Raw genomic sequence first — 24,779 nt, 5'->3', positions numbered from 1 at the left:
ATCTGGATAACGTTAAATGATGAGGTTGGAGTCGATAGAAAATCTAAGGAATATGTAGAACGTTAATGGGCAGAAATCTGCCTCATTATAGAGAATTCCACCTAATAAGACGCTGTGCATTCATTAGAATGAAGAAAGGCTTCATATGTCATAGATAACGTTATCCAGCTTCCTTAGCGACTAACCAGCCTTTCCGACTTTCACTCGATTGAGAAATCAGCGGAAGAATCGGGCTTTAAAGGCGATCCACCTTGCTTTCCAGACTCCCTTTATTGTCCTCAGCCTCACTTAGCAATATCGCTTCAACATAATCAATGCCTCTGGCAGTAATCATGATCGCTAACCGCTCATCCGCAGCCTTTTTGGCGTTCGGAGTGAGACTCGATACTTGTATATACTCTTTTGCGAGTAAATAGTGGTAAGCTTTGTGATACTCACTGTCTATGTACAGCTCTTTTTTGGTGCCAATCAAGCCTTGAACTTTGTTTTGAGATGGCCACTCTGGCCCTCCGGAATAAAACAACTCGTAGAGCTTCTCCAATATTTTTCTCCGCAATTGTTGCCGTTCTTTAATTTTTTCAATGTTCAACATCATATCCCCCATTTTCGTTCTTGGTATATCAGATAGTCTGTAAAGTGCATAACGGAAGTCGTTGGAACGGTAGTGAGCAGTGACCCCTATTCAGTAACATAAAGGTACGACAGATACTTATTTCATAGAAACAGAAAGGGGAACCACAAATGACTAAGCGTACTCAGAGCACGGCGTTCAAGCGAATATGGAAATATAGTCCGCTCTATCTTATGATGCTTCCGGGTTTAGCGTATTTGCTAATCAATAACTATTTGCCGATGCTTGGACTCGTTATCGCCTTTAAGGATATTAACTTTGCCAAAGGCATTTTGGCGAGCGATTGGATTGGCCTTGAGAATTTCAAGTTTTTGTTCCAGACGTCTGATGCTTACATTATTACTAGAAATACAATATTGTACAACTCGGCCTTTATTGTCATTGGGCTCGTTGTATCTGTAGCTTTTGCGATTCTTTTGAATGAGATCAGAAGCAAATTTGCCTCGCGTTTTTATCAGAGTGTTATTATTTTACCATTTCTAATTTCTATGGTGCTTGTAAGCTATTTAGTATTCTCTATGCTGAGCATGGAAACAGGCTTTATGAATAAGACGGTGCTGCCTGCACTCGGTATTGATCCGATTTCCTGGTACAACGAACCGAAGTACTGGCCTGTTATACTGACGCTTGTCCATGTGTGGAAGGGTGCGGGATACTCCTGTATTATCTTTTTGGCTGCGATTATCGGTATTGATCCGGAGTATTATGAGGCAGCCAAGCTGGATGGCGCATCGAAATGGCATCAAATTCGTCAAATTACGATTCCACTCATTACGCCTGTCATTATTATGCTGACACTACTGCAGATCGGGCGAATTTTTTACTCGGACTTCGGCTTGTTCTATCAGGTTCCAATGAATGCGGGAGCACTGTATAGCACAACGAATGTTATTGACACCTATGTGTTCCGCGGACTGCTTCAGCTCGGCAACATCGGCATGTCATCAGCCGCAGGCTTCTATCAATCAATTGTAGGCTTCATACTCGTGCTTACATCGAACTATGTCGTTCGCAAAATTAATAAAGAAAACGCGCTGTTCTAAGGAGGGGAATACGATGAATAAAGAAGCTAGAACCTGGCAATGGATTGCCCATATTATCTTGTTATCATTTTCGCTTACATGTATACTGCCGTTCATATTGCTGGTGATGTCCTCCATTACGGATGAAACATCGATTTTACAGCATGGTTATTCCTTTATCCCGAAGCAATTCAGCTTGTCGGCCTATGAATATTTGTGGCAGCAGTCTTCACTCATTTTTAATGCTTATGGGATCACGGTGCTGATCACTGTCGTAGGAACGATTGTCAGCTTGATTATTACATCAATGCTCGCTTATCCGCTATCGCGGCGCGATTTGCCTGGCGGAACCTTCTTTGCGTTCTTTCTGTTCTTCTCTATTCTTTTTAACGGTGGACTAGTACCGACTTATCTTGTATATACGCAGCTGCTGGATATGAAGAACACGCTTTGGGCGCTCATCGTTCCGAGCTTGCTGCTCAACGGCTTTTATGCGATGCTGATGCGTACATTTTTCATGACAACGATACCAGTGCCTGTCCTTGAATCGGCCAGCATAGATGGGGCAAGCGAATTTAAAATGTATTACAAAATCGTATTGCCGTTGTCGCTGCCTATTCTTGCGACTGTTGGGTTGTTCCAAGGCCTTGCCTATTGGAATGATTGGAATAACGGATTAATTTATGTAACTGATCCGCAGCTATTCAGCCTGCAAAATGTACTGAATCGGATTATGAGCGATATTCAGTTTCTTGCCAGCAACGGCGATTTAAGCGCGAGCGCAGGCGATAAAATTGCGCAGCTGCCAAGTGAAACCTTCCGGATGGCCATTGCTGTGATCGCTGTCGTGCCGATTCTGGTCGCTTATCCGTTCTTCCAGAAATATTTTGTTAAAGGCATGACGATTGGCGCGGTAAAAGGCTAACCATTTGATCGGCATGCTCACTGCATCATTACCGTATGGTATTGGATAGGGAAGACATAAGAAAGCAGGCGATGTTTGATCAGTTCGTCGTGATCAAGCATCGCCTGCTTATTCTATTTAACATGCTTAGCTGGAACCGACAAATCATTTGTCTGAGCCAGGCTTTCATTGATGCGCTGAACGGCGACCACATGGATATCGACCCCATCAAGCCGATTCAGCAACTCATTAATGATCGAGCCATGCATAATTTCCTGCCAACGCGTTTGTGCTGACTGTCCGATAATCAATTGCGTAATGCCGCACTGCTTGGCGGCTTCGGCAATGGCTTCAGCTACCTTTTTATGTCCGCGCGGCTTAATAATGAGCTCGGCACCCCATTCCTCACAAATCCGCTGCCAATGTGAACGCGCTTGAGCCTGGTCATGCTCATCCTGCTCGGAGATCACGCTTAGCACATACAGTGGAGACTCAAATAGCTGAGATAGCTCTCCGCCGCGACGGATCAACCGTTCCCCATTTTGCACATAATGTACGCACACCATAATTTTTTCATCGCAAATCATTGATAGATACTCCTTTGTTGATTGTTATAATCAGCGCTGCGGATCAAAGCATCCTCCAGTCAGCGCTCCGGAGCAAAACAATCCTCCAGTCGCTTTTTAAATCGTAATGCTCTTATTTGAATTTTAAAGGTAGCATTACGATGTTAAAGGCGACCCACTCTCGTTTTACGGATTGCTTTGCTCCTCCGCTGGGGCCATTTGTTGTTGGATACGCTACGAAGCGAGCGTAGCGTCATCAGCGCTGCGGAGCAAAGCAACCTCCAGTCGCTTTTTAAATCGAAATGCTTTCTTATTTGAATTTTAAAGGTTGCATTACGATGTTAAAGGCGACCCACTCACGTTTTACGGATTGCTTTGCTCCTCCGCTGGGCCTTTTGTTGTTGGGTACGCTACGAAGCGAGCGTAGCTCATCAAAGTTAAGCATTTTAAGCTTCTTAATTACAATGAGGGTTTAAAAATTCGGCTTTCAGGACCAAGAAGATGGCACGATACTAGAAAGTGAGGAGCGCAGCGTAGATAGACCTACGTGAGCACCGGAACTTTCGGTAGCGCGACATATTCGCCGCCGACTAAGCTACGAAGCAACACCTCGTGATCAAAGTCGGATTTTTAAACCTTCCCCTAATTACAATGAGGGTTTAAAAAGCTTGGCTTTCAGGACCAAGAAGATGGCACGATACTAGAAAGTGAGGAGCGCAGCGTAGGCACAAGCTACGTGAGCACCGGAGTTTTCGCTAGCGTTCAAGATTCGCCGCCGACTAAGCTACGAAGCAACACCTCGTGATCAAAGTCGGATTTTTAAACCTTTCCCTAATTACAATGAGGGTTTAAAAATTCGGCTTTCAGGATCAAGAAGGTTGGACGCTAGTAGAAAACGAGGAGCGCAGCGTAGGCACAAGCTACGTGAGCACCGGAGTTTTCGCTAGCGTTCAAGATTCGCAGTCGAATCCACTCCAACGAAACTGCATCGTCATCAAAGTCGGATTTTTAAACCTTCCTCTAATTAAAAAGAGCTTGGAGCAGAGAAATATCCCGCTACCAAGCTCTGGAATGATCTAATAAAGACAAACCAAAAGTGCATGAAGGCTCTCTCTCATGACGCTTACGAGGTTAGCTGTCGGATTCGGGTCTGAGAGTACCCGTTCTTTCCTGTATAGAAAGAATTCACCCCTGAAGCAAAAATGCTTCCATGGTTCCCCCGCTCCTCTATAATAGAGGATTAAGCAGTATCAATATGAAATTATCGTAATCCATACTAAGCTATTTTTGACAAAATGTAAATAGATCGCTGAAAAATTAAATAAAGGTAAGCATTGGGAAGCTGGTCTTGTTTATATAAGCTATGTGAAAAAATTTAGAAGGTGCAAGCTTAGATAGAATATTCATGTACGTATCATTATAAATGTGATTGCGAGAAGAGGTAATTTTACATAAATGTCGAATATTAGGGAATAGTGCGATTATTGTATAGGCAACGTTACAGTACTAATCGTTCATAGAAATGGTAGATCTGTAGAACTAGAAAAGGAGTTAACCATGGCTAGAACATATTATGCTGAAGGAAGACAAATTGCATATGTATTAAGAGGGCTATTTATTCTTGGGGGCATGGCTATATATTTTAATATTCCGGGTCTGCACTGGGGATTTTTCATTGGAATTATAATAGGTTCGGTACTGTTAGCTGAGATTGCAGGTACAATGTGGACTAAAAAAGACGTGAGCAGAAAAAAAGAACAAAAACTGCTAAGGCAAAGCAGCCATCAGCCAAACGAACATCCATAAAACAAACAAGTCCTACCACAGTCAAATCAAGACGATCAGAGAATAAGCTCAGAGCAGACGAAATAATCCTATCCAGTAAATTAAATGATTTGTCTTGGGCTGAGTTTGAACGCCTGCTGGCTTTATATTTCCGAGATCAAGGTTATATCGTTAAGGAAGTAGGTGTAGGCGGCAATGATGGCGGCGTCGATCTGGTCATTATTGATCGGCGTGGCGAGAAAACGACCGTACAAGCAAAGTGCTATGCAGAGCATAATACAGTTAAAGTACAGACTGTTCGTGAATTAGTTGCTGCAAAGCGAAATCACGATTGTATTTTGTCCTTGCTTATTACAACCTCAGATTTAACCCCGCAGGCGAAAAAAGAAGCCGAGCAATTTAAAGTAGATTATTGGCATGGGGCTGTTTTAGAGCAGAAGCTAAAAGCATGGGGGAAATGGCAGCCAAATAGAAAGCGGCGTCCAGTCGTTTAACAAGCGCAGCCCGGCATAATATAATAAAAGGAAACAAGTTCAAATTCAGGAGAACCTGCCATATGCGCAATAAAATTTATGTAGAAACGAAGATTAAAGCGCCGCTTGAAACGGTGTGGGACTATACGCAAACGCCTGATATTCATCAGCAATGGGACTTGAGATTTTCCGAGATTACTTATTTGCCCAAGCAAAGCGAGGAGGAGCGGCAAAGGTTTCTTTATAAGACGAATATCGGCTTCGGCATTAGCATCGCAGGCGAAGGGGAATCGTATGGAACGAAGGAACGCGATGGCGTACGCACCTCGAGCCTCGTGTTCGGTACGGAGCAGCGCTTATCGTTAATTAAGGAAGGGAGCGGCTTCTGGCGCTATATTCCTGCTGAGGACGGGGTGATCTTTCTAACGTTATATGATTATCGCATACGCTTTGGCGCTTTGGGCCGCTATTTTGACAAGCTTGTGTTTCGGCCACTCATGGGCTGGGCCACGGCCTGGAGCTTTGATGCTTTGCGGTTATGGCTTGAAAACGGCATTCATCCACGAAGCTCGCTTTATCGCAGCTTGCGACAGCTTGTTATTGCGGTTGCACTATGCTTTTTATGGGTTTATCAAGGCTTGGTGCCTAAGCTTTTATTTCCCGATTCGGGTGAAATTGCACTAATAGCTCAATTTTCCTTATTTGCCGGCTATGAGCGGTTGGTTCTGCAACTCCTTGGAATAGCAGAGATAATTTTTGGCTTGCTATTTATTTTGCTGCTAAGGAGCAAGCTGCTGCATACCTGCAATATTGGCCTGTTAATCGGTTTGCTGCTTAGCGGTTTAGCTTTCCCAGACGTTTATGTTGCGCCGTTTAATCCCGTTACTTTAAATGTTGCGATGATGATGCTGTCGCTTGTTTGCTTGCTGGAACGGGAGCCCGCTGCAAGCGCCAGCCATTGTCTCCGAACTAGCCCGCAAAGGGAGGACAAGCGATGAGTTCTATTTATATGCGAGCCTTAGGCGAGCAATTCAACAAGCTGCACCCGCAAATTCAAAAGCGCTTCGGCTTTAGCAGCGAGGATGGGATTGCCTCGATTGGCACTGGCACGATGGAGCATGTCTGGTACGGAAAATGGTATATGCTGCCGTTCCTCTATATTGGAACATGGCGCAATATTTTATTTCCACAGCGAGGCCGCAATATTCCATTTACAATCGAAAATTATGCCTATCGCGATTCATTCGGCAGAGAGACGGTTACCTGGTGCAGAACCTATTATTTTCCGAACGGAAAAAGACGCTTTGACGCTACGATGATCTATAGCGAGCAGCGCGGCAAAATTATCGATTACTTGGGCACGCATCAGCATTTGGCGGTTGAAATTGAGATGAAGCCAACCGAAGCGGGAGGCATAGGGCTGAAATCTGGCGCGCAATATTTCTATGAAGGGAAAGTGGCCTTTTCGTTTCCGATGTTGTTTTCCGGATATGCCGATGTTGTGGAGTCCTATGATGAAGCAACGAACAAATTCCATATCGAGGTCATTGTGCGCAACCGCGTGTTTGGACCGATTTTCGGTTATAAGGGAAGCTTTGATGTGGAATATATCCAAATCAGCGAGCAAGATATCCCGCAGCATGTTAAACCAGTGCGCGAGGAGCGCAGGGAATAGAAGAGGTAGTTAATGGAAATGCCCTGTGGACTGTCCGACTGTCCACAGGGCATTTTTTTCATTTATTCAGATTTGCGGAAATAAGGAAGTCTGCTGAGCGGAACTTCGATTTGCTTAGTGGTTGGACCTACGACTACGCTGCCATCATCGCCAATCCAGGTGCCGGCCGGGAATACGACGTTGCGTTCTCGCATTCCTTTGACGATAACAGGCGCGACAAGCAAGGAGTCGCCCAGCATAAATTGATCCTTAACATGTTCCATTCCAGCTTCGGCAAATTCATAAGCCATATGCCGTACAATCGGCTCGCCGCTGCGCGAGGCATGCATAGCAAGCTGCAAAATTTCTTCTCCAAATGCAGCATGCAGCTTTGCTGCTTCAATACAATATTGTAAATTTGTTTCATCCAGCAGACGCCATGGCGCTGCGGAAAATTGCATCATCGGAAACAGCGCCGAGCATTGGGCAGAGCGTACAAACAGCTCAGCATCGAATTTTGCTGTAGTGAAGCTGCCGTATTCTCCTCCGCCAATCATATCCGGGCAAATATAGGCATAGCCGAGCAAGCCTTGCGCAAGGCCATCGGGAATAAGTGCATCAAGTCCGTTGCCCTCCCATTCATGCGCCTTATCCTTTAATCGTTGCGCAATCGGCTGGCCTGCCAGCTTCCAGCAAGCACGATATTCATTCAGACTGTATTTTAAGCCAACCTTCGCCCATGCTTCGCAATGTCCGCTGCGGCTTGTCGGCACGTAGCTTAAATCATCGCATTCATAAAAATCTACGTCGCCTGCATCCAGCTTAAAGCCATCGATTCCATACTCTCGCTGCAGCTTATCAAGCTGCGCTTGAATCCATTCAACGGCTGCCGGATTCGTGCAATCCAGCACAGCGCTGTAGCCGTTCCACCATTTGCGGATCGCAGTATTGCCGCTGCGGTCCTTTAACAGTATGCCTGTCGGCTCGAGCTCGCGAAAGGTAAGCGAATCGGCCGTAATAAAGGGACAAACCCAAAGCATCACTTTAAAGCCCATTTCATGCAATTCGTTCACCATTTGCTTTGGATCAGGAAAGCGGCCTGAATGAAATTTCCAAGTGCCGTACGGCTCATGCCAGTTATCATCAATCATAATGACACCTGGAGGCATGCCATGCTCGAGCACGCTTTTCGCATACTGCAAAACCTTCGCTTGTGTAGGCTCATACAGCAGCTCGATCCATAAATTGTACTGCGGAGCAGTAAACAGCAGCGGCTCGGGAATGTCAGGAGCTGGCGGAAAGAAACGATGTGCTGCATGCTGAAAGGCGCCTTTTAATGTCTCGTGACCCTCTCCGAGAAACAGCTGCCCAACGCCCTGAACAGAAAGCTTTCCTTGACTGAATTCAAAATGGAAGGGCTCCTCGCTCCAAATATATCTGCCTTTATTAGACAGCAGCAGTGGACAAGCTTGATTGCTTTTATGGTTTTGGTCCAAATCCGCGCTGAACTCCTCTAAATGATAAGGCATGCTTCTGCCATCCGCGGCTCGTCCGCCCCACCAGCATTCTTCAGGCAACAGCTCCAGCAATAACTGCTTTGAGTCATTGTTTATCGTTGGCACAGCGTTATTGTCAGACTGATTTGTAGTTTTCATATAAGCTCACTCCTTTTACACCATCTTACTGCTGCACGAATAGGCAGACAATCTAAATGTTGTGACGTATAATATAACAAAATTGACTTTTGTAAGGGGAAAGCTAATGAAAAATGTTGCTTCATATGCATTTCGTAATGAGGATAAAACAATATTGACACTGGATTCGATTGGCTGGCAGAGGATTGACAGCATAGACTACAGCTTTGCAGGCGATGAGCGCCCGGATTGCGGACATGTTATATTCCAGTACACGCTTAGCGGTCTCGGCTATATTGACATTGACAACCAGACGATTGCATTGCCGAAAGGCACTGCATTTCTTGTGAAGGTTCCTAGCCGTCATCGATATTACTATAGCGCGCAGCAAGAGCCGTGGGAAATTATATGGCTTAACATTCGTGGTGATGAAGCGAATCGGATCTGGGATTACGTAATCGAGCAGGAAGGGCCGATCATTACAAGAGACAGCGACTCTGCGTTAATTCAAAGCTATTGGAAGCTGCTGCAGATGATTGATGAGCAAAAGGTGACCGACAAATATGCCCTGTCTGCGGCGGTCTATCAATGGATGCTAGCACTTGTGCAAAGCAGCAGGGAACGAAGCAAGGAAATTACAGTGAGCTCCAGCTCGATTATCGAGAAGGCGAAGCGCTATATGAGAGATAACTATGCTTTGCCGATAACCTTGGACATGCTGGCCGAGCATTGCGGAATTAACAAGCATTATTTATGCCGACTATTTCAGAAGTCGGAGCAACGATCACCGCTCGATTATTTGCGGGAGCGGCGAATTGAAGCGGCAATCGCCAAGCTGCGCACGACAGATGAGCCGATTTATGAGGTCGGACGGCAGTGCGGCTTCGACAGCCCCAGCTACTTTGGCAAGGTGTTTCGCCAATATATGGCGATGACGCCGCAGCAGTATCGTCTGAAAAAGCTGGAGTTTCCTTACGATGCCATTTATTATGAGTAAAGATTTTGTTGAATGCTAACTTCAAGAAGAAATCCAAGAAGTTAAGCTAAGGCACAGAGGGATCAATTAGGGCGTGTATGCAACTCTGAAGGGAGCAGCTTATGCCGAATTTTCACGCCTTAACGTTTTCAGAATCCTCTGTGCCTGTTGTGCAGCGTTTATCTATAGCTCAGGCAAGAGCATTAGCTCACATATCCAAAGGCCAGTATCGTAAAGCGTTTATGCTCGTCGCCTGGCGCCATTTGAATTTCGATCGTATGCTCGCGCGCTTCCGGTTCATTGTAGAGAATGGTGGCATGGCAGTGCGTCCAATTTATAATTCGCGGGTCAGCCGTTTGCACAAGCTTGCCGTCCACGAAAATGTCTGCACGGCCAAAATCATTGCTGCCGCTGTCCTTGTAGACGAGCAGCAGACTTCTGCTCTTCAGCTTTAGCTTGAAGCTTTCATTTCCCGCTTCAGCCGTATGCATCCAGTTATGAGGAAATTGGGCAGTAGCGAACGGCTGATCATTCATTTCAACCATTTGCAAATCCGTATCCGTTTCATGAAAGGCGCCTTTGGCTATTTCGGCTATCGCTGTATTCGTTGAGCGGTCCAGCAAGCGGACATGGGCAAAGTCGTTTCCGATGATCGGCGGCTTGCTCAAGTCGATATCTCGCTCATGCAGCTCGGAATACTCTGCCTCGGCAAACAACCAGCCGAGACAGTCCGCCATAATGGTATGGCCGATGTTGGTTGGATGATAGCTGTCGTAAAAATATTGCCGCTTCGTTACAACATGACCGGCTTCCTTGCTTAAGTGGAATTGCGGAACGACCGCATCCTTGACGCTCACCATCGGAAGATCGTAGTGCAAGCCTACTGGAGCAAGTCTGTCCTGCAAATTCCAATCGTTAATAAATACGCTGAACAGTAAAATAACAGCGGGCTCATTTTCAGCGGCAAGCGCCTTCAGCACGAGGCTCTCATAGCATTTGCCCCGAGTTTCATCATCGGCGTCATTAACGGCAAATTCTACAATGACGATATCCGGCCAGACAGCGCCGTCTTTAAGCACATCGCGCTCATAGCGAATCATGCCGAGCTCCGAGGGAGTGCCGCCAACCCCTGCCTTGACGAAATGAATATGCTCGCCGCCGTTTTTAGCAAACAGCTTTTTGAAGCTGAGATAGGATTGGTACGCATAGCAGGCGCTGTGGATCGGCTTGGCGCCTGCACCTTGCGTAATGGAGCCGCCGATGTAGGCGATCGTAACATCCTCGCCTTGCTTTGCTTTTTCAATCGCTTTCTTCAAGCGATAATTGTTGCCTTTATGCAGCAGGGAACGGCTAATCATGCTGCGATAAGCATCGGAGTCGAAAGCAACCGGTTCATCGGCTATAAGCTCAGGCGCGTCGTAGCCGTCGTGCAAATAAAAAACGACATTTGCAATCGCGAGCGCTCCTGCCTGCTCAAATTCAAAGGTGAATTTCCCGAGCACATCATCCTCTGAGGTCCAGCTGTAGTCGCTAAGCTTCATTACAACCTCTGACCCATCGGCGGGGCATATTGCACTAATACGGGAGCCTGATTCATACTTGCTTGTTTTTCCCCAATTTTCCAGAGTAAAGCGAACCTCGCTTTGACTTCCTTCCAGTGAGCGAACCGATACGCCGATGCTATGCACCAAGCGGCGAAAGCCTTCACAGCTTTTCAGCAGCTCGAGCATGCTATCGTCGTCGATCCCGCCCGTATATTTGGCTTGATCGGCGAGACGTCCTTCCAAGTAAATATCCTGTACAAATTTTCCATCGGCTCGCGAGGATGCCTCGAGCATAGCCTCAAATAAAATATAAAAGCCTTTTCGCTTTTCATCAGGCTGCGATAATAGGTCAGTCATTGACGATCTTCCTTTCTTGGTCTGAGTCGTTTATCTGCACATCTTATCGCAGCTTAAAGTAAATAAAAACCTCACAAACTATGGATTTTACTATTGAAAATATAGGTTTTCGCAAAGGCAGTGCTATTTCAAATAAATTTGCAACGAAACCTTTTCGTTGGCATAGGACCAAACGGTATGATCAATTTTCAAGTTGGCGTTGAATTCATTAGTACGCGGCTATCCACAATCTGTTTCATGTTAATAGGTGCCAATTTGCAGCGGGACAGGATCATGGTTCGCTTGCTTAGTCGTATAGCGTGCTGCGTATCCCAAGTCCAGCACAGCAGCGATTCGTTCCCGCTCTTTAAGTTTGAACTGCTCGCGAACCGCGGAAGAGTAGATCCACGCAGCATTTGACGTGCGCACACTGAGCTGACGCTCCCAGGCCAGCAAATGAATATTTTGAATCAATCCGTATACAGCGCATAGATCCTCGAGCTGCTTGTGAGACGCTTCGCTCAGCATAGCAACGACAATTAAATGCGCAGGGGCAGCAGGATGCTCTGGCCACAATGCTGCAGCATGCTCTCCATCTACATAAATGAAGCGCCACGGTTCACGCAGCCCGTCATTTGGAGCCCAGACAGCTGATTCCAGTATTGCAAGCACTTCCTGTTGATCAACAGGGCGTTGTGCCCATTCCTCCACGACAAGCGGTTGTGAGATAACAGATGACATCGCATTTCCTCCTTTTTTTTTAGAGAGTTTAAAAAGCTGGGCTTTCAGGACCAAGAAGATGGCACGATACTAGAAGGCGAGGAGCGCAGCGTAGGCACTTGCTACGTGAGCACCGGAGCCTTCGGTAGCGTGACATATTCGCCGTCGAATCCACTACGAAGCAATCGCATCGTCATCAAAGTCGTGCTTTTTAAACATCCCTATAGACTTGGGTAAGTAGTAAGCCGTTTGGCAGCCTCAGTGCGCTTGCGCGGCCGCGGGATTTTGGCGATATAGCCGTAATGAATAATGCCCAGCATTTGTTCATCGGGCGCAAGCGAAAGCGCCTCTAGAAATTGCGGAACATAGAGCATATCCTCCGAGTCCCAAAGCATCCCTATGCCGCGTTCCCAGGCAAGCAGCTGCAGTGTTTGCATCATATAGCAGGCTTCGGCAATATTTTCGTCCTGCTTTTGTGGATTCGCATCAGACTTTGTGATGACAATCAAATGTCCCGGAATTTCCATAAATCGCTTGTTGACGGTTTCCCAGAGCTTATCCGGCAGCCATTTGCCCAGCTTGCTAGAGGCGAAAATATTAGTTAGGCTGCGCGTTAGGCGTGCTCTTGCTTCATATTCGGTAGCCAACAGGAAGCGGGTAGACTTCAATCGCTCAGGATGCGGGCATAGCCCGGCGGCTTGCTGGAGCAGTTCATACACAAGAGCATCCTCAACTTGCTCGTCCTTTACTTTACGAATGCTTCTCCGGCTTTCAATGAGCTGCTTTACACTCATGCTAGCTCCTCGCTTTCACGTATTCTTTCTTCCAGCGTTTCACCAAAACGTTGGAGGAAGCGGATAATGACAGTTAGCTCTTCCATTTCCCATTCTTCTAAAAAGCTTAAAAATTTTTGCTCCTCTTCATGATGCAGCTGAGAATGCAGCACATAAAGCTCCTCGCCTAGCTCGGTAAGGGAGTAGAAATATTCTTTCTTGTTATGCGGCAATTGACTGCGCGTAACGAGCCCGGCATTCATAAGCCGGCTGCCCATTTTCGAAATTGCCGCTTTGGACAACCGCATATGAGCGGCTAATGTCGTGCCATTGACCGATTTATGGCGTCCGATACAATCGATCACATGAATCGCGGTCAAATTAACGGGAAGGGAAGGAAGTTCTGTATTGCTGAATCTTTGCTTTAAGATTTGCGGCACTAGCTCGGCAGCCCGCTCTGACATATGCATGACATGTAAATATTGGGTATAAAGCTGATGCAGTAGGGCTGATTTATCCATTAGAACACCTCATTCAAAATTGTTAACTAGTTAACAATAGTTTTATCATATACGAAAATGATAATCAATATCAAATTTCAAAAAATGTGAGCATGGATATAAAAAAACGGCTTCCATCTCTACATAAAATAGAAATGGAAGCCGAAGTTCGTATGCGCTGTTCCTTTAAGTGTGTGTTTGAACGTTAATTTTAACTGAGATTAAGGCTCAATTCCCCATTGCAGCTCGCCGTTGATATACGCTGTCAGCTTATTGAATTCAACGTACGATGTAGCCGAAGGATGGAACGAGTAGTCATTGCTTTGGCTGTAGTTGGACCAGTCATTTTTGGAAAAGCGCGTTTGCAGCTCGATGCTTTGACCAGGAGCAAGAGAGCCAGCAGCACTCGTAAAGCTGATATTCAAATAAGAGTCGGCATTCGGCTTGCTTGTCGCCAACGTATGAAAGCTGCCCTGTACATTGGCGCTGCCGACATGCGACCAATCGCAGTAGAAGTTTTGCTGCTGCGCTCCATCAGCTGTAAAGTAGTAGCGCAGGCTGACATCTGTCAGTGCGACTGCGCTGCTTCCCGTATTCGTAAGTCGAATGCGAGGGTTAATGGAAACGGTCGATGAGCTTAAGCCGCCGTTATACATTTCCACCTTAAGCTCGCCTGGCTCGCCCGGCTCAGGTGTTGTTGAATCCTGAATCGTCAGGCTCAGTACAGGAGATGAACCTGCGCTAAAGTGGAACGCTAAAGCAGCACTGCCCAGCGGCAAGCTGGCCAAATAATTTTTCGATATCGTAACTGATGTCCCGCTAACGGTGTAGTCTGTTCCAGGTACGAGCGTATAGCTGCCATTGCTGATGCCTGACAATGTATTGCCGTTCAAAGTGAGAGCAACGGCAAGATCGGCTTGCAGCTCGAGCTTTTTGTCAAAGTTGGCTGTGCTCGGGCTGATTGTCGATGATTCGACTGGATCAGGACCGCCAGGAGTTCCAGGACCATTTACTGGATCAGCAAACAAAATGCCGCGTCCGTTTGTTCCAAGATAAACTCTGCCGTAAATTCGTGGATCGCCTGTAATCGTTGCATTTGGAACACCGTATTGATGCTGGTCGTCATTAATTCTAACCCAAGTGGCGCCTGCATCATCAGAGCGGTAAATGCCGCGCACATTGTCAATTTTCGCCGTTACATACAACGCCATATAGTCTTTGCCAGGCGCTGCTTTACCAAAGCCAATCGTGTCAGCCTCCTGAACATTGGCCAGCTTCGTAAAGCTTTGGCCTGAGTCTGTAGAATGCCATAAGCCATATGCGCCAGTATCGCTGCCGCCAGCCAGCCAAATATCACCTTCACGACCAGGCATCGCTTTGAAATTAAGCGATCCTTCCGTCGGCAGGCCAGCTGCTGCTGTTTGCGTAAAGCTTGCTCCGCCATTCGTGCTTACATAGAAATTGCCGCCAATCGAGGCGTAAAACTTGTCAGGATTAACACGGTCGGAACGGACCTCCGCACCATCAGGCACGCCCGTGCTCTTCGTCCAGCTATTGCCGCCTGAATGCGAGTAGTAGACGCCTACATCCTGCGTGCTCCATACAACCGCATTGCCATCGGCAGAGACAGCGACATTTCCGCCGCCTTTCGTGCCGGCAGGCTCGCTGTTTGCTTTATTCCAGTTCGCTGCGCCATCATAGGAGAAGCCTATCGATTTGGCATTAGGATCAGCCGCGTAGTCCGCCGTGCCGACTCTCGCAAAGAAGTTCGGGCTTAGCTCGGCGTAATCAAGGCTTAGCGAGCTGTTCGGATTCGTCATCATTTTTGCAGGTGGGGCAAGCAAATTGTCATGTCTGAAGCCTGTTACATCATACATGGCACTGACGAGAGGAGGACCAGCAGGCGGGCTTACCAAATCCTGCACAGCTGTTTCTTCAATGCCTTGCGCCATAACCTCAAGCTTAATTTTTTGATTGCTGTCCCATGCAGTTAAATTTTTGGTGCCATAGATCGTAGCGCCCGTGCCATACATCATACGGTTGGAATCAAATGGGTCGATTTCCAGGTCGCCAATCATCCAGCCCAGCTTAGGCGTTATTTCTGGCGGTTGCGGATTTTGCTCGAAATCAAGCCATGGTGCAGCTGAAATGTCATGGGTGTAACGAAGGCTGCGATTCGGATAGCCTTCCCAATCCCAAATGCGCGTCCAAGTTGCGCCGCCATCTGTACTGCGGAAAATAATCGCATCCGGCCACCATGAATTGAGGGAAGCAACCATGATCGTATTCGGCTGCTGTTTGTCGACAGCGAGACCGCCGTAGCCGAAATAATTGTCGTTGTCAGGCACAGGGCTAATATTCGTCCATACGCCTGTTTGCGTATTCAGCTTCCATACCTCGCCTTTTGTACCATCGTAAGGGCCGATGCCATCGCTGTAGGTAATGTACAGCTCACCAGTAGCAGACAGCTCGCCATGATGAGGCAAATATCCAGTCGGCTGTCCAGGAACAGCCTGCCAGGTTGCACCGCCGTCTGTACTGCGGTAAACGCTTTCAGCCAAATCAGCAACGCCGACATAAATCGTTTGTGTCGCATTGCCAGGCGAGCCTGTAGTCGGGTCAAATGTGATCCATGCCAAGCCCATAATGTCGCTTTGATATTCATTGGAAGGGTCCTGTACATAAGTTCCAGCGTTCGGGAAGCTCGTTACCTTGGACCAGGTCGCGCCATAATCTGTACTCTTCCACAAGCCGTTGCCGCTGCGGGCACCGAAGAAGAGGATGGAGTTGTCATTCGGATCGATTTGCAAGCGTTCGCCCATCGAGCGGCCAGGCATATTGCCTCCTACCTTGAAAGGAAGCTCCGTTTCCTGGAAGGTTTCGCCGCGGTCCGTAGAGCGTAAAATATAACCATTATTCGGGTCCCAGCTGTTCGTATAGGTTCCTACTGCGAGATATAAGCGATCCGGATCAACAGGGTCAGTTGCCAGCGCATCAACTCCAGTTTTGCCCCAATCGTCCCAGCCGACAAAATCGAGCAGCGGAATCCAGGTTTCATCAGAAGGATTCCAGCGGTAAGCACCGCCGATATCTGTTCTTGCATAAATTAAATCTTGTTCACTCTGATTAAAAATAATGCCGGGTATAAAGCCGCCGCCGCCATTGGTCACAACATTTTGCCAGTGGTAGGGCTCGCTAGGTGCAGCATTCGCTGTTTTCGGGCCAATTACAGTAAAGCATGAAATCAATACAGCAGCAGCTAGAAGTAAGGGCAGTTTTCGATAAGCTATTGATACCATTAACTATTCCTCCTACTATTTATTAGATTTTAAATGCTGCAGGCTTTCAGATGGAAAGGACTCACCTCCTTGTTAGAGTATGAATAAATTTTCGACAAAATGTAACCGCATACATGAATGCTGAAAAGCACAGCGAAGCAAGCGATGCTTATGTGCAAGCATCAGATGTCGATAAAGCGTTTCAGCTGTTGAACTAAGGTGGATTATATAAAAAGCAAGAGGGTCGTGACTGGTCCAAAGAAGGAAGTAAGTTGCTTAAATGCAAGCTGTTGGGGCTGCCGCAGTAGCGGCAATCTTAGAAGAAGTAAGGTGCAATATGCGAAATGTTGTCAAAGTCGAATGGATGGATTAAAAATACAATTATGACATTAAAATCATAACCAGTGATTTATTTAAAGATTAGCCTGTACGTTTACGTTTGTCAATCATACGATCACAAGGGAGATTATCCAATCGCCGTTAAAAAGACAACAATAATCCACCTTCATTACAGTTTTTCGAGGCGTCAAGAATGATCTTGTTGCAAAAATGTAGAAAAGACGCTGCAGAGGGGGTACTAGCGTCTTTTACTATCGGATATTTTTCATACATCACACGCGCTCTGAGCGAGTTTGCTGTAAACTTCTATAGCTGCTAGAGCTGATCGCCGTACTTGGCTCGCAGTGCGCCGGATGCTTGTTCAAGCTGCTCAATATATTCGCGATAAGCTGGACTTAGTCGCTTCATTGCAGGGATAAAGCGTTCGTAGTAGCCGCTTGCTTGCTGAAATTGTCTCAGCAGCTGCTGCATCTGGAAGGCAGGGGAAGTCAAATATTGCTCAGATTGTTTAAAGGCCAGATAGGCCTTGATGCTTTCCTCATTCTTCTCTAGAAATTGCTCCGCTCGCTGTACATTAATAATCATATCTGCTGAAAGCTGACGCCAGTCCGATAACGAAAGCATTGCTTGCTGATTCTCCAGAGTTGGTTGTTGAGCATCCAGAGCTGATTGCAGGTCGTACAGAGTTGAAAGCTGGTTGTCCAGAGCTGGTTGCTGATCATCCAGCGTTGACTGCCCTTGCACCGGAAATGACAATGTCGCTGTATCATCAAGAAAGTTGATGATTTCCTCGTATGCCGTTTGCTGCTCCGCATTTTCTATCGCATCCGGGAGAAAATGGGCGAAATGGAGGGCGATAAAGCGGCCAAATTCTCCTGGGAACGCTCCAAGCAGCTTGCTGCTAACCGTTTCCTGCTGCTCCAATACTAGAAGCTTGCCTTCGATTTCCTGCCAATCGCCGCGTTCGCTTAATTCAGCTAATAAAGACTGCCTCAGCTGCTCATACATCAAGCGCTGCTCGTTTTGCAGTATTTTTCGTCTGAGCAAGGCAGCTCCATCTTCTGCAAGCGCCTGCTTAATTTCCTTTATTCCTAATCCAAGCTTGCGTAAAATGCTAATTTTCCGCAACCGCTCAACATCCTGCTCACTAAATTGACGATAGCCGTTTTCCAGCGTCTTTGGCGTGAGTAGCTCTTGCTTGATGTAGTATTCTACTGCTTTTTTCGTTAAGGCTAACGCCCTGCAAACCTCTTGTATCCGCATCGATATCACCTCGGGGTAATTGTAAACCAAAACCCAAGGGAACAGTCAACCTTTAGGGGATGTTCAAAAATCCGACTTTGATGACGATGTAGTTGCGTTGGAGCATATTCGGCTGCGAATCTTGAACGCTAGCGAAAATTCCGGTGCTCACGTAGCTTTTGCTCTACGCTGCGCTCCTCATTTTCTACTAGCGTCCAAGCTTCTTGGTCCTGAAAGCCGAATTTTTGAACTTTTACTGGAAGGAGAGGTTTAAAAAGCTGGACTTTGATGACGATGTAACTTCGATGTAGCGTATTCGGCGTCGAATATGTCACGCTACCGAAGGCTCCGGTGCTCACGTAGCTTTTTGCCTACGCTGCGCTCCTCGCCTTCTAGTATCGTGCCATCTTCTTGGTCCTGAAAGCCCAGCTTTTTAAACTTCAATTGGAAGGGGATGTTCAAAAATCCGACTTTGATGACGATGTAACTTCGATGTAGCGTATTCGGCGGCGAATCTTGAACGCTAGCGAAAATTCCGGTGCTCACGTAGCTTTAGCTCTACGCTGCGCTCCTCATTTTCTACTAGCGTCCAAGCTTCTTGGTCCTGCACTCAAAAATAGCTACAGCGGAGGAGCAAAGCATCCGGAAAACGAAGTGTGTCGCCTTTAACATTGTAATGCAACCATAGAAATTCAAATAAGAAAGTATTACGCTTTAAAAAGCGACTGGAGGAGAGCTTAGTTTATTTCATGGTATCTAAAATACGAAGTATTCGGGGAGGCTGTATTTGGTGTTGTATTTCCTTACCGCACCTATACAGCAGAGCAGAAACTTCGAGCCGTAAAGAATTATTTATCAGGGCAGTATTCCGTACTGGAACTCATGAAAAGTATTAGGTATCAGGCAGAACGATTTTAATGAAAGGGTAGCAGTATAATAGCCATGAGGCGTTTAATGACCGAAGCAAAGGAATGAACCAAAGATGATTAAAGGGGCGTACAAAGACATTTGAAGAACGTGTGCAAATTGCTCAATACTGTCTAAATCACCTGGACCAAAACAAAAGTTGAACAAACATCAGAGGAGAAATTAAAAGGCATGAGCCCGATACATTTCAGAACTCATGCCCAGATAGCTGCCTAATGAAATAACCGTGTCTGACGTTATTCATCAGCCTGATTCGCACGTTGAAGAAGTACTTGTAGAGTTGTTTCTTGATGTTTATGTTTTGTGATGATTTGTTCATGCTCTACATTCTTAGTATCGTATCGTTGGAAGGCATCAATAATTGATTCTTACTCTCAGCATTCACAGAGATAGGGATTTTGATTGAATTGACACCAATTGACCTTACACCGTCTTTGGTATCGGAACCAACGGAAACCATAATGTTGAAAGTTTCCGAAGGTAAAATTGCCTTATCATCAGGAACTAAATCAATTATTATCGTTCCAGATCCTCCGCCTGCAGGGTCTTGTAGATTTGTTACACCGACTTCAACTTTATTTCTCCATTCATTGCCTAAGTTCATATCAGTTTCAGAAGCATATGGGTGCAGTGAAGTTTTTTGATCCTCTGGATAACTACTTAAAATATTAGCGATATACCATTTCTTCGGGATGTAAATAGTTACTCCGCCGAAATCTTCAGGATCAATTTCAAACGACGCAACAATTCTTATTTGCTGGGGGACTTCTTTATCACCCCATACAAAAATGGATCCTTTTGCCGAAGTATTTTGCTTTGCCGTTATCGACTCCACGCTAAATTGCTTAGTGACCATAACACCATCATTCACTATGGTATGATCAGAGAGTTTCTCGTGAGTAAGGAAGCGTTGCATTACTATTATAGCCACGACAACTACAATCAAAGAGTACACAATAAAAATCTTTTTTTTAGATGATTTCAGAATGATCCCTCCAATATAATTTTAACCAATCACCTCCACTATAACAGGTACGATCACATTGGATATCTAAATTCTACCATATTATCAATCTATTAGCTATAGATGTAAATTCACTATATTTATCGAAATTTAGGGGTAAGGAGGAATAATAAGAACAGGAAAAGCGACTGGAGGATTGCTTTGCTCCGGAGCGCTGACAAAGCTTACGCTTGACAAATGAAATCGTAACGATTACTATTTAAAATCATAACAATTACGATTAACCATAAATTTAAATAAAGAAAGGTTGATGAAGATGGCTAAGAAATCGAAAGTCGTGAAGGAGAAGAAAAGACAAGCGACGGTTGCGCGTTATGCAGAAATCAGAAGACAATTGAAAGAAAACAAGGATTATGTTGGGCTGAGCAAGCTACCGCGCGATGCATCTCCAACTCGACTGCATAGCCGTTGCGAAGTAAGCGGCCGACCGCACGGTTATTTGCGCAAATTTAAAGTGTCGCGCATTGTGTTTAGAGAGCTGGCCTACAAAGGCCAAATCCCGGGCATTAAAAAGTCGAGCTGGTAATGCAGACAATGCTATGTAAGCGGGAAGAGAAAGTGGATCTTTTTACGCTGAGAAGGCTTGAGAAAATATTGGATGGATACATTGCAGCGAAGGTTCCGCGCGATGTGCGCTCTGCGGTGCGATTAACCTACGAATTTGAGAGGAATCGCTTGACCTTGTTTGAGGAAAGACCAGATTATCCGAAACGGGAATGGAAGCGCATAGCGCTCGTCCAGTTTTATTTGGAAGCAGGCATGTGGAGCGTATATGCCAAGAGTAGTGGCGGCGAATGGTTTCTAGTCGATACCATTTTGCCTGATCCTGATTTTGAACGGCAGCTGGAGCAGGTTGAAATCGATCAGGATGGCTTGTTCTGGATTTCGTAATGGCTTCAAAACCCTTGGCAATCGGCGACCCAACTGACGTGGAAATTGAAGGAGACTAGCATTTATGAGTAAAACCAACGCCAATACACGGCTGCCGCGCGCCAAAGGCATCGATATGGCTGCCTTCTATTCAGCCAAGGAATGTGCCAGAAGAGTGAAGCGAATAGTCTTACCGAACTATAATCGCAAAATTATTGAGGAGTTTATTACGATACTCGGGATGAAGGAAAAGTTTGAACACTACGATGTGCCGATCCCCAATAAAATCGTGATGTTCGGACCACCAGGTACAGGAAAGACATTAACTGCCTTTTATTTGGCTAAGAGAATGGAGCTTCCGCTAATTCTGGTGCGGCTTGATGCGATCATTCATAGCCATCTCGGCGAAACGGCGAGCAATGTTCGCAAAATTTTTGAATATGCCAAAGCTACTCCGTGTGTCTTGTTTCTTGATGAATTTGATGCAATTGCTAGAACGCGAGAAAATAACGACGAAGTAAAGGAAATGGCGAGGGTGGTCAATACGCTGCTGCAATGTCTGGACGAATTTGAAGGAGGCAGCATATTGACCGCTGCCACCAATTTGGAAGCGGAGCTGGATAAGGCGATCTGGCGCCGATTTGATACGAAAATAACCTACAGTTTGCCTGATAAAAAAGAGGCAGAAACGTATATTGCTTTATTGATCGGCGATTTCTCGCATGAGGAACAAGCCATGCAAATAGCGCTGGAGCAGTTAACTGGCTGCAGCTATGCGGATATGGAGCAGGTTGTGCTTAAAGCAAAGCGCAAGGCGATTATTGAGGATCGCCGGCTAACTGCCGCTCATATTGAGGAAGCGCTTGTCGAATATAAACCCCAGCCGAGCCTGTAAGTGAATATACCTGTAAAGTTTATACCTTTTAAACTCAACGAATTTAATGGGAGGAATCATGATGAGAGTAGTAGTGACACTTGCGTGTACAGAATGCGGGGACCGCAACTATACAACGACCAAAAATAAACGGACAAATCCCGAGCGCCTGGAGCTCAGAAAGTATTGTCCGCGTCTGAAAAAGTATACAATCCATAGAGAAACTCGCTAAGGGCGAGGCAGGATGGCTGCTCAGCAATTTGAGCAGTCATTTTTATTGCTTAGCGTGCTTTGCTTGGCATGCCCAGCAAAGTACGTTAAGCAATAGAAAGAGCCCTGCAACTTCACTGGGTTCAAAACCGTTTACAAACATATGGCATCAGATCACTTTTGTAGTATGGTGATATCTATAATCGGTCAATGAAGCAAACTGCCCTCTTTCATGTCTACGAAAGAGGGCAGTAAAAACGAATCAACTTTTACAACTTCTTAATTATAATTAATAGAATTTTTCTATGAATTTTCATATCGACCATCGGAGGACAGACTTCACTCCGTTCGGGGCTGCGAGCATCTGCATGAAGTTTCATAGTAAGCTGCTTAAGCATAGCGGAGTCGTATAGATTAATGAAATGCTGCATAAGTTGTGTAATCGGGCAGTGTCATCTCAAATGAGAATAATCGACTAAACCTTCAACTAGTTTGTTATACACTGATAAAATGCTTTTCTAACTTCATTTTCTCTCGGATTACCATCCATATACCCGCCAATTTTGTTCAAGACATATGCATAGCCAACAGCACGATCGGGATCTGCAAAACAAAAGGATCCCCCTGCACCTGGGTGTCCAAAGGAATGTGTGCTGCTACCGAACATTCGACCTGAAATAGGTTTCCAAAAACCTAGCGAATAGCCAACCTCACATCTATTCACATGGTCATACCACCCATTGAAAGGAGGGTTGGCAGGCTTCATAATCTCAATTAACGTGTCTTTGGATAAGTTTAGCGCCTTTCCACCAGTTGCGAACTCGCTATATATTTTAGCCATGCTTCTTGCATCACCGACTCCATTGCCTGAAGGTAACTCGATTGAAAGCATCTCTCTCTTATTAAAGTTTTCGTGAGCGACTAACTTATTGCGATCCACCATGCTTCGTGAGGTAAGCGATCTTGGGTTCAGAAAACCTATAAGCAGTGGCTTAGGAATCTCATGTAAGTGAAACAGTAATTGGAATGGACTATGCATTCCTTGTACAGCGGCAAGTCTACTCTGGGGAATATAATCAGGAAGACCAATAAAAAACTCAGCATGTAAGGGCTGTGCTACTTCTTCGTGAAAAAATTTCCCTAGTGTTCTCCCTTTAGGATCGGCTCTCCGCATGATTTCTCCAATGAACCACCCTATTGTCCATGTATGATATGCATGAATACTTCCTGGATTCCACTCGGGCTTTAGATCTGCAAGCTGTGGAGCAATATGAGAGGTATCTAAATCTGAAATTTTATCTAGTTGTAATTGAGTAAGAGTACATAATCCAGCTTGGTGTGCCAATAGCTGCCTGATTGTAATATTTTCTTTCCCATTAGTTCCAAACTCAGCCCAATAACTCGATATTTTTGCATCATAGTCAATCCAACCTTTGGAATGCGCAACTGCCACTGCAAGGGCGGCAAAGCCTTTTGTACTCGAAAATACGGGTACCAGTGTATCTTTTTCCCAACATTTATTTAGACGTGGTTCCGCTAAACCGCCCCATAAATCCACCACTTTTCTACCTTGATAATAAATAGCGCATGCTGCCCCATTCTCTTTCTTATTAAAATTTTGCTCAAAAGCATCCTTTACTGGTTCAAATCCCGCTTCTACATACCCGTTAGCTTTCATTCGATCCACTTTATTCCCTCCTCTTAAAAGGAATCAATCGTTTTCTTTTGGAAGAAAAATAAAAGCTTACAAGAAGCTTCTAAAAACAAACATAAAATACTGGTATAGACCGTTCTTAATTTCTTTCTTATCTGAATGATTACGTAGTATGTCAACCCATCCTGCTACAAGGCCTACAGCAATTGTTCTTACAAGAATTTTAGAATCTGCTGCAGATATTGAGAGATTAAAGTCTGGGAGATGTTCTTGTAAGTTTAGCGAGATCATCTCAATCAAGTCCTCGTAAGTATTCTGATACTTCGTGCCATTAGAAGCATCAATAAGCAATAACATTTCATCTCGGTAGTCGCTCATTAAATTTACAAACGATTGAAGCTGTTGTAGTCTATTAGGAACCCCACCGCTTTCGACTTCATGCTCTCTAATGAAGGAATATATTTGTGCTTTTACCTCGGAAACCAATTGCTCAAAAAGTTCGTTCTTAGTTTGAAAATATTTATACATGTTGCCAGTTGTAGTGCCTGCCCCAATTGCAATTCTTCGAGTAGAGGATAGCTGAAATCCATGTTTCAAAAACTCGCGTTTAGCTGAATTTAGTAAAGCCTCTCTTATTTGAGGCTTACGAACTTGTACCATATAACTACTCACCCCAAAAGAAACCGTGTGATTTCTTTTATGATAATGCAAGTAAATAAGATATTCAAGTAAAATTAAAATAAAATCCATTTTAAGCTGTTCGTAGATAGTAACATTGAACTCTCAGTGGTATTATCAAGAAATTATTAGCAATAAAATTACACAACAAGGAGAACAGCCCTG

The 24,779-nt window shown here is 45.4% G+C and carries 23 protein-coding genes and 1 riboswitch; of the genes, 11 read left to right on the top strand and 12 right to left on the bottom strand.

Going from position 1 to position 24,779, the window contains the following annotated elements; translation table 11 throughout:
* Positions 1 to 235 precede the first annotated feature (235 nt).
* On the bottom strand, positions 236 to 589 hold the full coding sequence (locus KJS52_RS14855; protein WP_213516570.1) for a hypothetical protein: 354 nt from the start codon (positions 587 to 589) through the stop codon (positions 236 to 238).
* A gap of 152 nt (positions 590 to 741) precedes the next feature.
* Here KJS52_RS14855 and KJS52_RS14850 point away from each other — a divergent pair, with 152 nt between their 5' ends.
* The gene (locus KJS52_RS14850) at positions 742 to 1,674 is read left to right on the top strand and encodes an ABC transporter permease (protein ID WP_213516568.1); all 933 of its coding nucleotides are present in this window, start codon (positions 742 to 744) and stop codon (positions 1,672 to 1,674) included.
* Between the two features lie 13 nt (positions 1,675 to 1,687).
* A complete protein-coding gene (locus tag KJS52_RS14845; RefSeq protein ID WP_213516566.1) occupies positions 1,688 to 2,578 on the top strand; it encodes a carbohydrate ABC transporter permease in 891 nt (296 codons plus the stop codon).
* A 113-nt stretch (positions 2,579 to 2,691) separates the two neighbouring features.
* Here KJS52_RS14845 and KJS52_RS14840 read toward each other — a convergent pair whose 3' ends face one another.
* Complete coding sequence (locus KJS52_RS14840) at positions 2,692 to 3,144, bottom strand: universal stress protein (protein WP_213516564.1); 453 nt, start codon at positions 3,142 to 3,144, stop codon at positions 2,692 to 2,694.
* 1,083 nt (positions 3,145 to 4,227) lie between these two features.
* Positions 4,228 to 4,380, bottom strand: a riboswitch (cyclic di-AMP (ydaO/yuaA leader).
* Positions 4,381 to 4,680: 300 nt separating this feature from the next.
* On the opposite strand from KJS52_RS14840, the gene KJS52_RS14835 reads away from it, so the two are divergent.
* From KJS52_RS14835 to KJS52_RS14820, 4 genes are all read left to right on the top strand, one after another.
* Positions 4,681 to 4,929, top strand: a complete 249-nt coding sequence (locus KJS52_RS14835) for a hypothetical protein (protein ID WP_213516563.1) — start codon at positions 4,681 to 4,683, stop codon at positions 4,927 to 4,929.
* 89 nt (positions 4,930 to 5,018) lie between these two features.
* A complete protein-coding gene (locus KJS52_RS14830; protein ID WP_246563590.1) occupies positions 5,019 to 5,402 on the top strand; it encodes a restriction endonuclease in 384 nt (127 codons plus the stop codon).
* A gap of 62 nt (positions 5,403 to 5,464) precedes the next feature.
* Positions 5,465 to 6,379, top strand: a complete 915-nt coding sequence (locus KJS52_RS14825) for a DoxX-like family protein (RefSeq protein WP_213516561.1) — start codon at positions 5,465 to 5,467, stop codon at positions 6,377 to 6,379.
* A complete protein-coding gene (locus KJS52_RS14820; RefSeq protein WP_213516560.1) occupies positions 6,376 to 7,056 on the top strand; it encodes a DUF4166 domain-containing protein in 681 nt (226 codons plus the stop codon). Before KJS52_RS14825 ends, KJS52_RS14820 begins: the two co-directional genes overlap by 4 nt.
* A 62-nt stretch (positions 7,057 to 7,118) precedes the next feature.
* On the opposite strand, the gene KJS52_RS14815 is transcribed toward KJS52_RS14820, so the two are convergent.
* Entirely contained in the window at positions 7,119 to 8,690 is a 1,572-nt protein-coding gene (locus KJS52_RS14815) for a glycoside hydrolase family 31 protein (RefSeq protein ID WP_213516558.1), read from the bottom strand.
* A 106-nt stretch (positions 8,691 to 8,796) separates the two neighbouring features.
* Between KJS52_RS14815 and KJS52_RS14810 the strand changes: the two genes are divergently transcribed.
* Positions 8,797 to 9,666: an AraC family transcriptional regulator gene (locus tag KJS52_RS14810; protein ID WP_213516556.1), complete on the top strand. Its 870-nt coding sequence runs from the start codon at positions 8,797 to 8,799 to the stop codon at positions 9,664 to 9,666.
* A 182-nt stretch (positions 9,667 to 9,848) separates the two neighbouring features.
* On the opposite strand, the gene KJS52_RS14805 is transcribed toward KJS52_RS14810, so the two are convergent.
* The 7 genes from KJS52_RS14805 to KJS52_RS14775 all read right to left on the bottom strand — a co-directional run bounded on the left by KJS52_RS14805 (position 9,849) and on the right by KJS52_RS14775 (position 20,160).
* A complete protein-coding gene (locus tag KJS52_RS14805; RefSeq protein ID WP_213516554.1) occupies positions 9,849 to 11,546 on the bottom strand; it encodes an SGNH/GDSL hydrolase family protein in 1,698 nt (565 codons plus the stop codon).
* Between the two features lie 240 nt (positions 11,547 to 11,786).
* A complete protein-coding gene (locus tag KJS52_RS14800; protein WP_213516552.1) occupies positions 11,787 to 12,266 on the bottom strand; it encodes a nitroreductase family protein in 480 nt (159 codons plus the stop codon).
* Between the two features lie 200 nt (positions 12,267 to 12,466).
* Entirely contained in the window at positions 12,467 to 13,039 is a 573-nt protein-coding gene (locus KJS52_RS14795; protein WP_213516550.1) for a nitroreductase family protein, read from the bottom strand.
* The gene (locus KJS52_RS14790) at positions 13,036 to 13,539 is read right to left on the bottom strand and encodes a MarR family transcriptional regulator (RefSeq protein ID WP_213516548.1); all 504 of its coding nucleotides are present in this window, start codon (positions 13,537 to 13,539) and stop codon (positions 13,036 to 13,038) included. The genes KJS52_RS14795 and KJS52_RS14790 overlap by 4 nt, the downstream gene beginning before the upstream one ends.
* Before the next feature lie 200 nt (positions 13,540 to 13,739).
* Positions 13,740 to 16,817, bottom strand: a complete 3,078-nt coding sequence (locus KJS52_RS14785) for a cellulose binding domain-containing protein (RefSeq protein WP_213516546.1) — start codon at positions 16,815 to 16,817, stop codon at positions 13,740 to 13,742.
* Positions 16,818 to 17,450: 633 nt separating this feature from the next.
* Entirely contained in the window at positions 17,451 to 18,398 is a 948-nt protein-coding gene (locus tag KJS52_RS14780) for a MerR family transcriptional regulator (RefSeq protein ID WP_213516544.1), read from the bottom strand.
* 1,228 nt (positions 18,399 to 19,626) lie between these two features.
* On the bottom strand, positions 19,627 to 20,160 hold the full coding sequence (locus tag KJS52_RS14775; RefSeq protein ID WP_213516542.1) for a hypothetical protein: 534 nt from the start codon (positions 20,158 to 20,160) through the stop codon (positions 19,627 to 19,629).
* A gap of 424 nt (positions 20,161 to 20,584) precedes the next feature.
* Between KJS52_RS14775 and rpsN the strand changes: the two genes are divergently transcribed.
* The 4 genes from rpsN to rpmG all read left to right on the top strand — a co-directional run bounded on the left by rpsN (position 20,585) and on the right by rpmG (position 22,304).
* On the top strand, positions 20,585 to 20,854 hold the full coding sequence (gene rpsN, locus KJS52_RS14770) for a 30S ribosomal protein S14 (protein WP_213516538.1): 270 nt from the start codon (positions 20,585 to 20,587) through the stop codon (positions 20,852 to 20,854).
* A gap of 8 nt (positions 20,855 to 20,862) precedes the next feature.
* Positions 20,863 to 21,219, top strand: a complete 357-nt coding sequence (locus tag KJS52_RS14765) for a DUF3024 domain-containing protein (protein WP_246563587.1) — start codon at positions 20,863 to 20,865, stop codon at positions 21,217 to 21,219.
* Positions 21,220 to 21,283: 64 nt separating this feature from the next.
* Positions 21,284 to 22,093 (top strand): AAA family ATPase, encoded by an 810-nt coding sequence (locus KJS52_RS14760; protein WP_213516536.1) that lies wholly within the window; start codon positions 21,284 to 21,286, stop codon positions 22,091 to 22,093.
* Between the two features lie 61 nt (positions 22,094 to 22,154).
* Positions 22,155 to 22,304, top strand: a complete 150-nt coding sequence (gene rpmG / locus KJS52_RS14755) for a 50S ribosomal protein L33 (protein ID WP_213516534.1) — start codon at positions 22,155 to 22,157, stop codon at positions 22,302 to 22,304.
* A 465-nt stretch (positions 22,305 to 22,769) separates the two neighbouring features.
* Here rpmG and KJS52_RS14750 read toward each other — a convergent pair whose 3' ends face one another.
* Positions 22,770 to 23,960: a serine hydrolase domain-containing protein gene (locus tag KJS52_RS14750; RefSeq protein WP_213516859.1), complete on the bottom strand. Its 1,191-nt coding sequence runs from the start codon at positions 23,958 to 23,960 to the stop codon at positions 22,770 to 22,772.
* 66 nt (positions 23,961 to 24,026) lie between these two features.
* Positions 24,027 to 24,686, bottom strand: a complete 660-nt coding sequence (locus KJS52_RS14745) for a TetR/AcrR family transcriptional regulator (protein WP_213516532.1) — start codon at positions 24,684 to 24,686, stop codon at positions 24,027 to 24,029.
* Positions 24,687 to 24,779 lie beyond the last annotated feature (93 nt).

The organism is Paenibacillus montaniterrae (genome assembly GCF_018403185.1).
Classification (GTDB): Bacteria; Bacillota; Bacilli; order Paenibacillales; family Paenibacillaceae; genus Pristimantibacillus; species Pristimantibacillus montaniterrae.
Note: the sequence above shows the minus strand (reverse complement) of the source record. Positions and strands in the feature narration are given on the sequence as shown.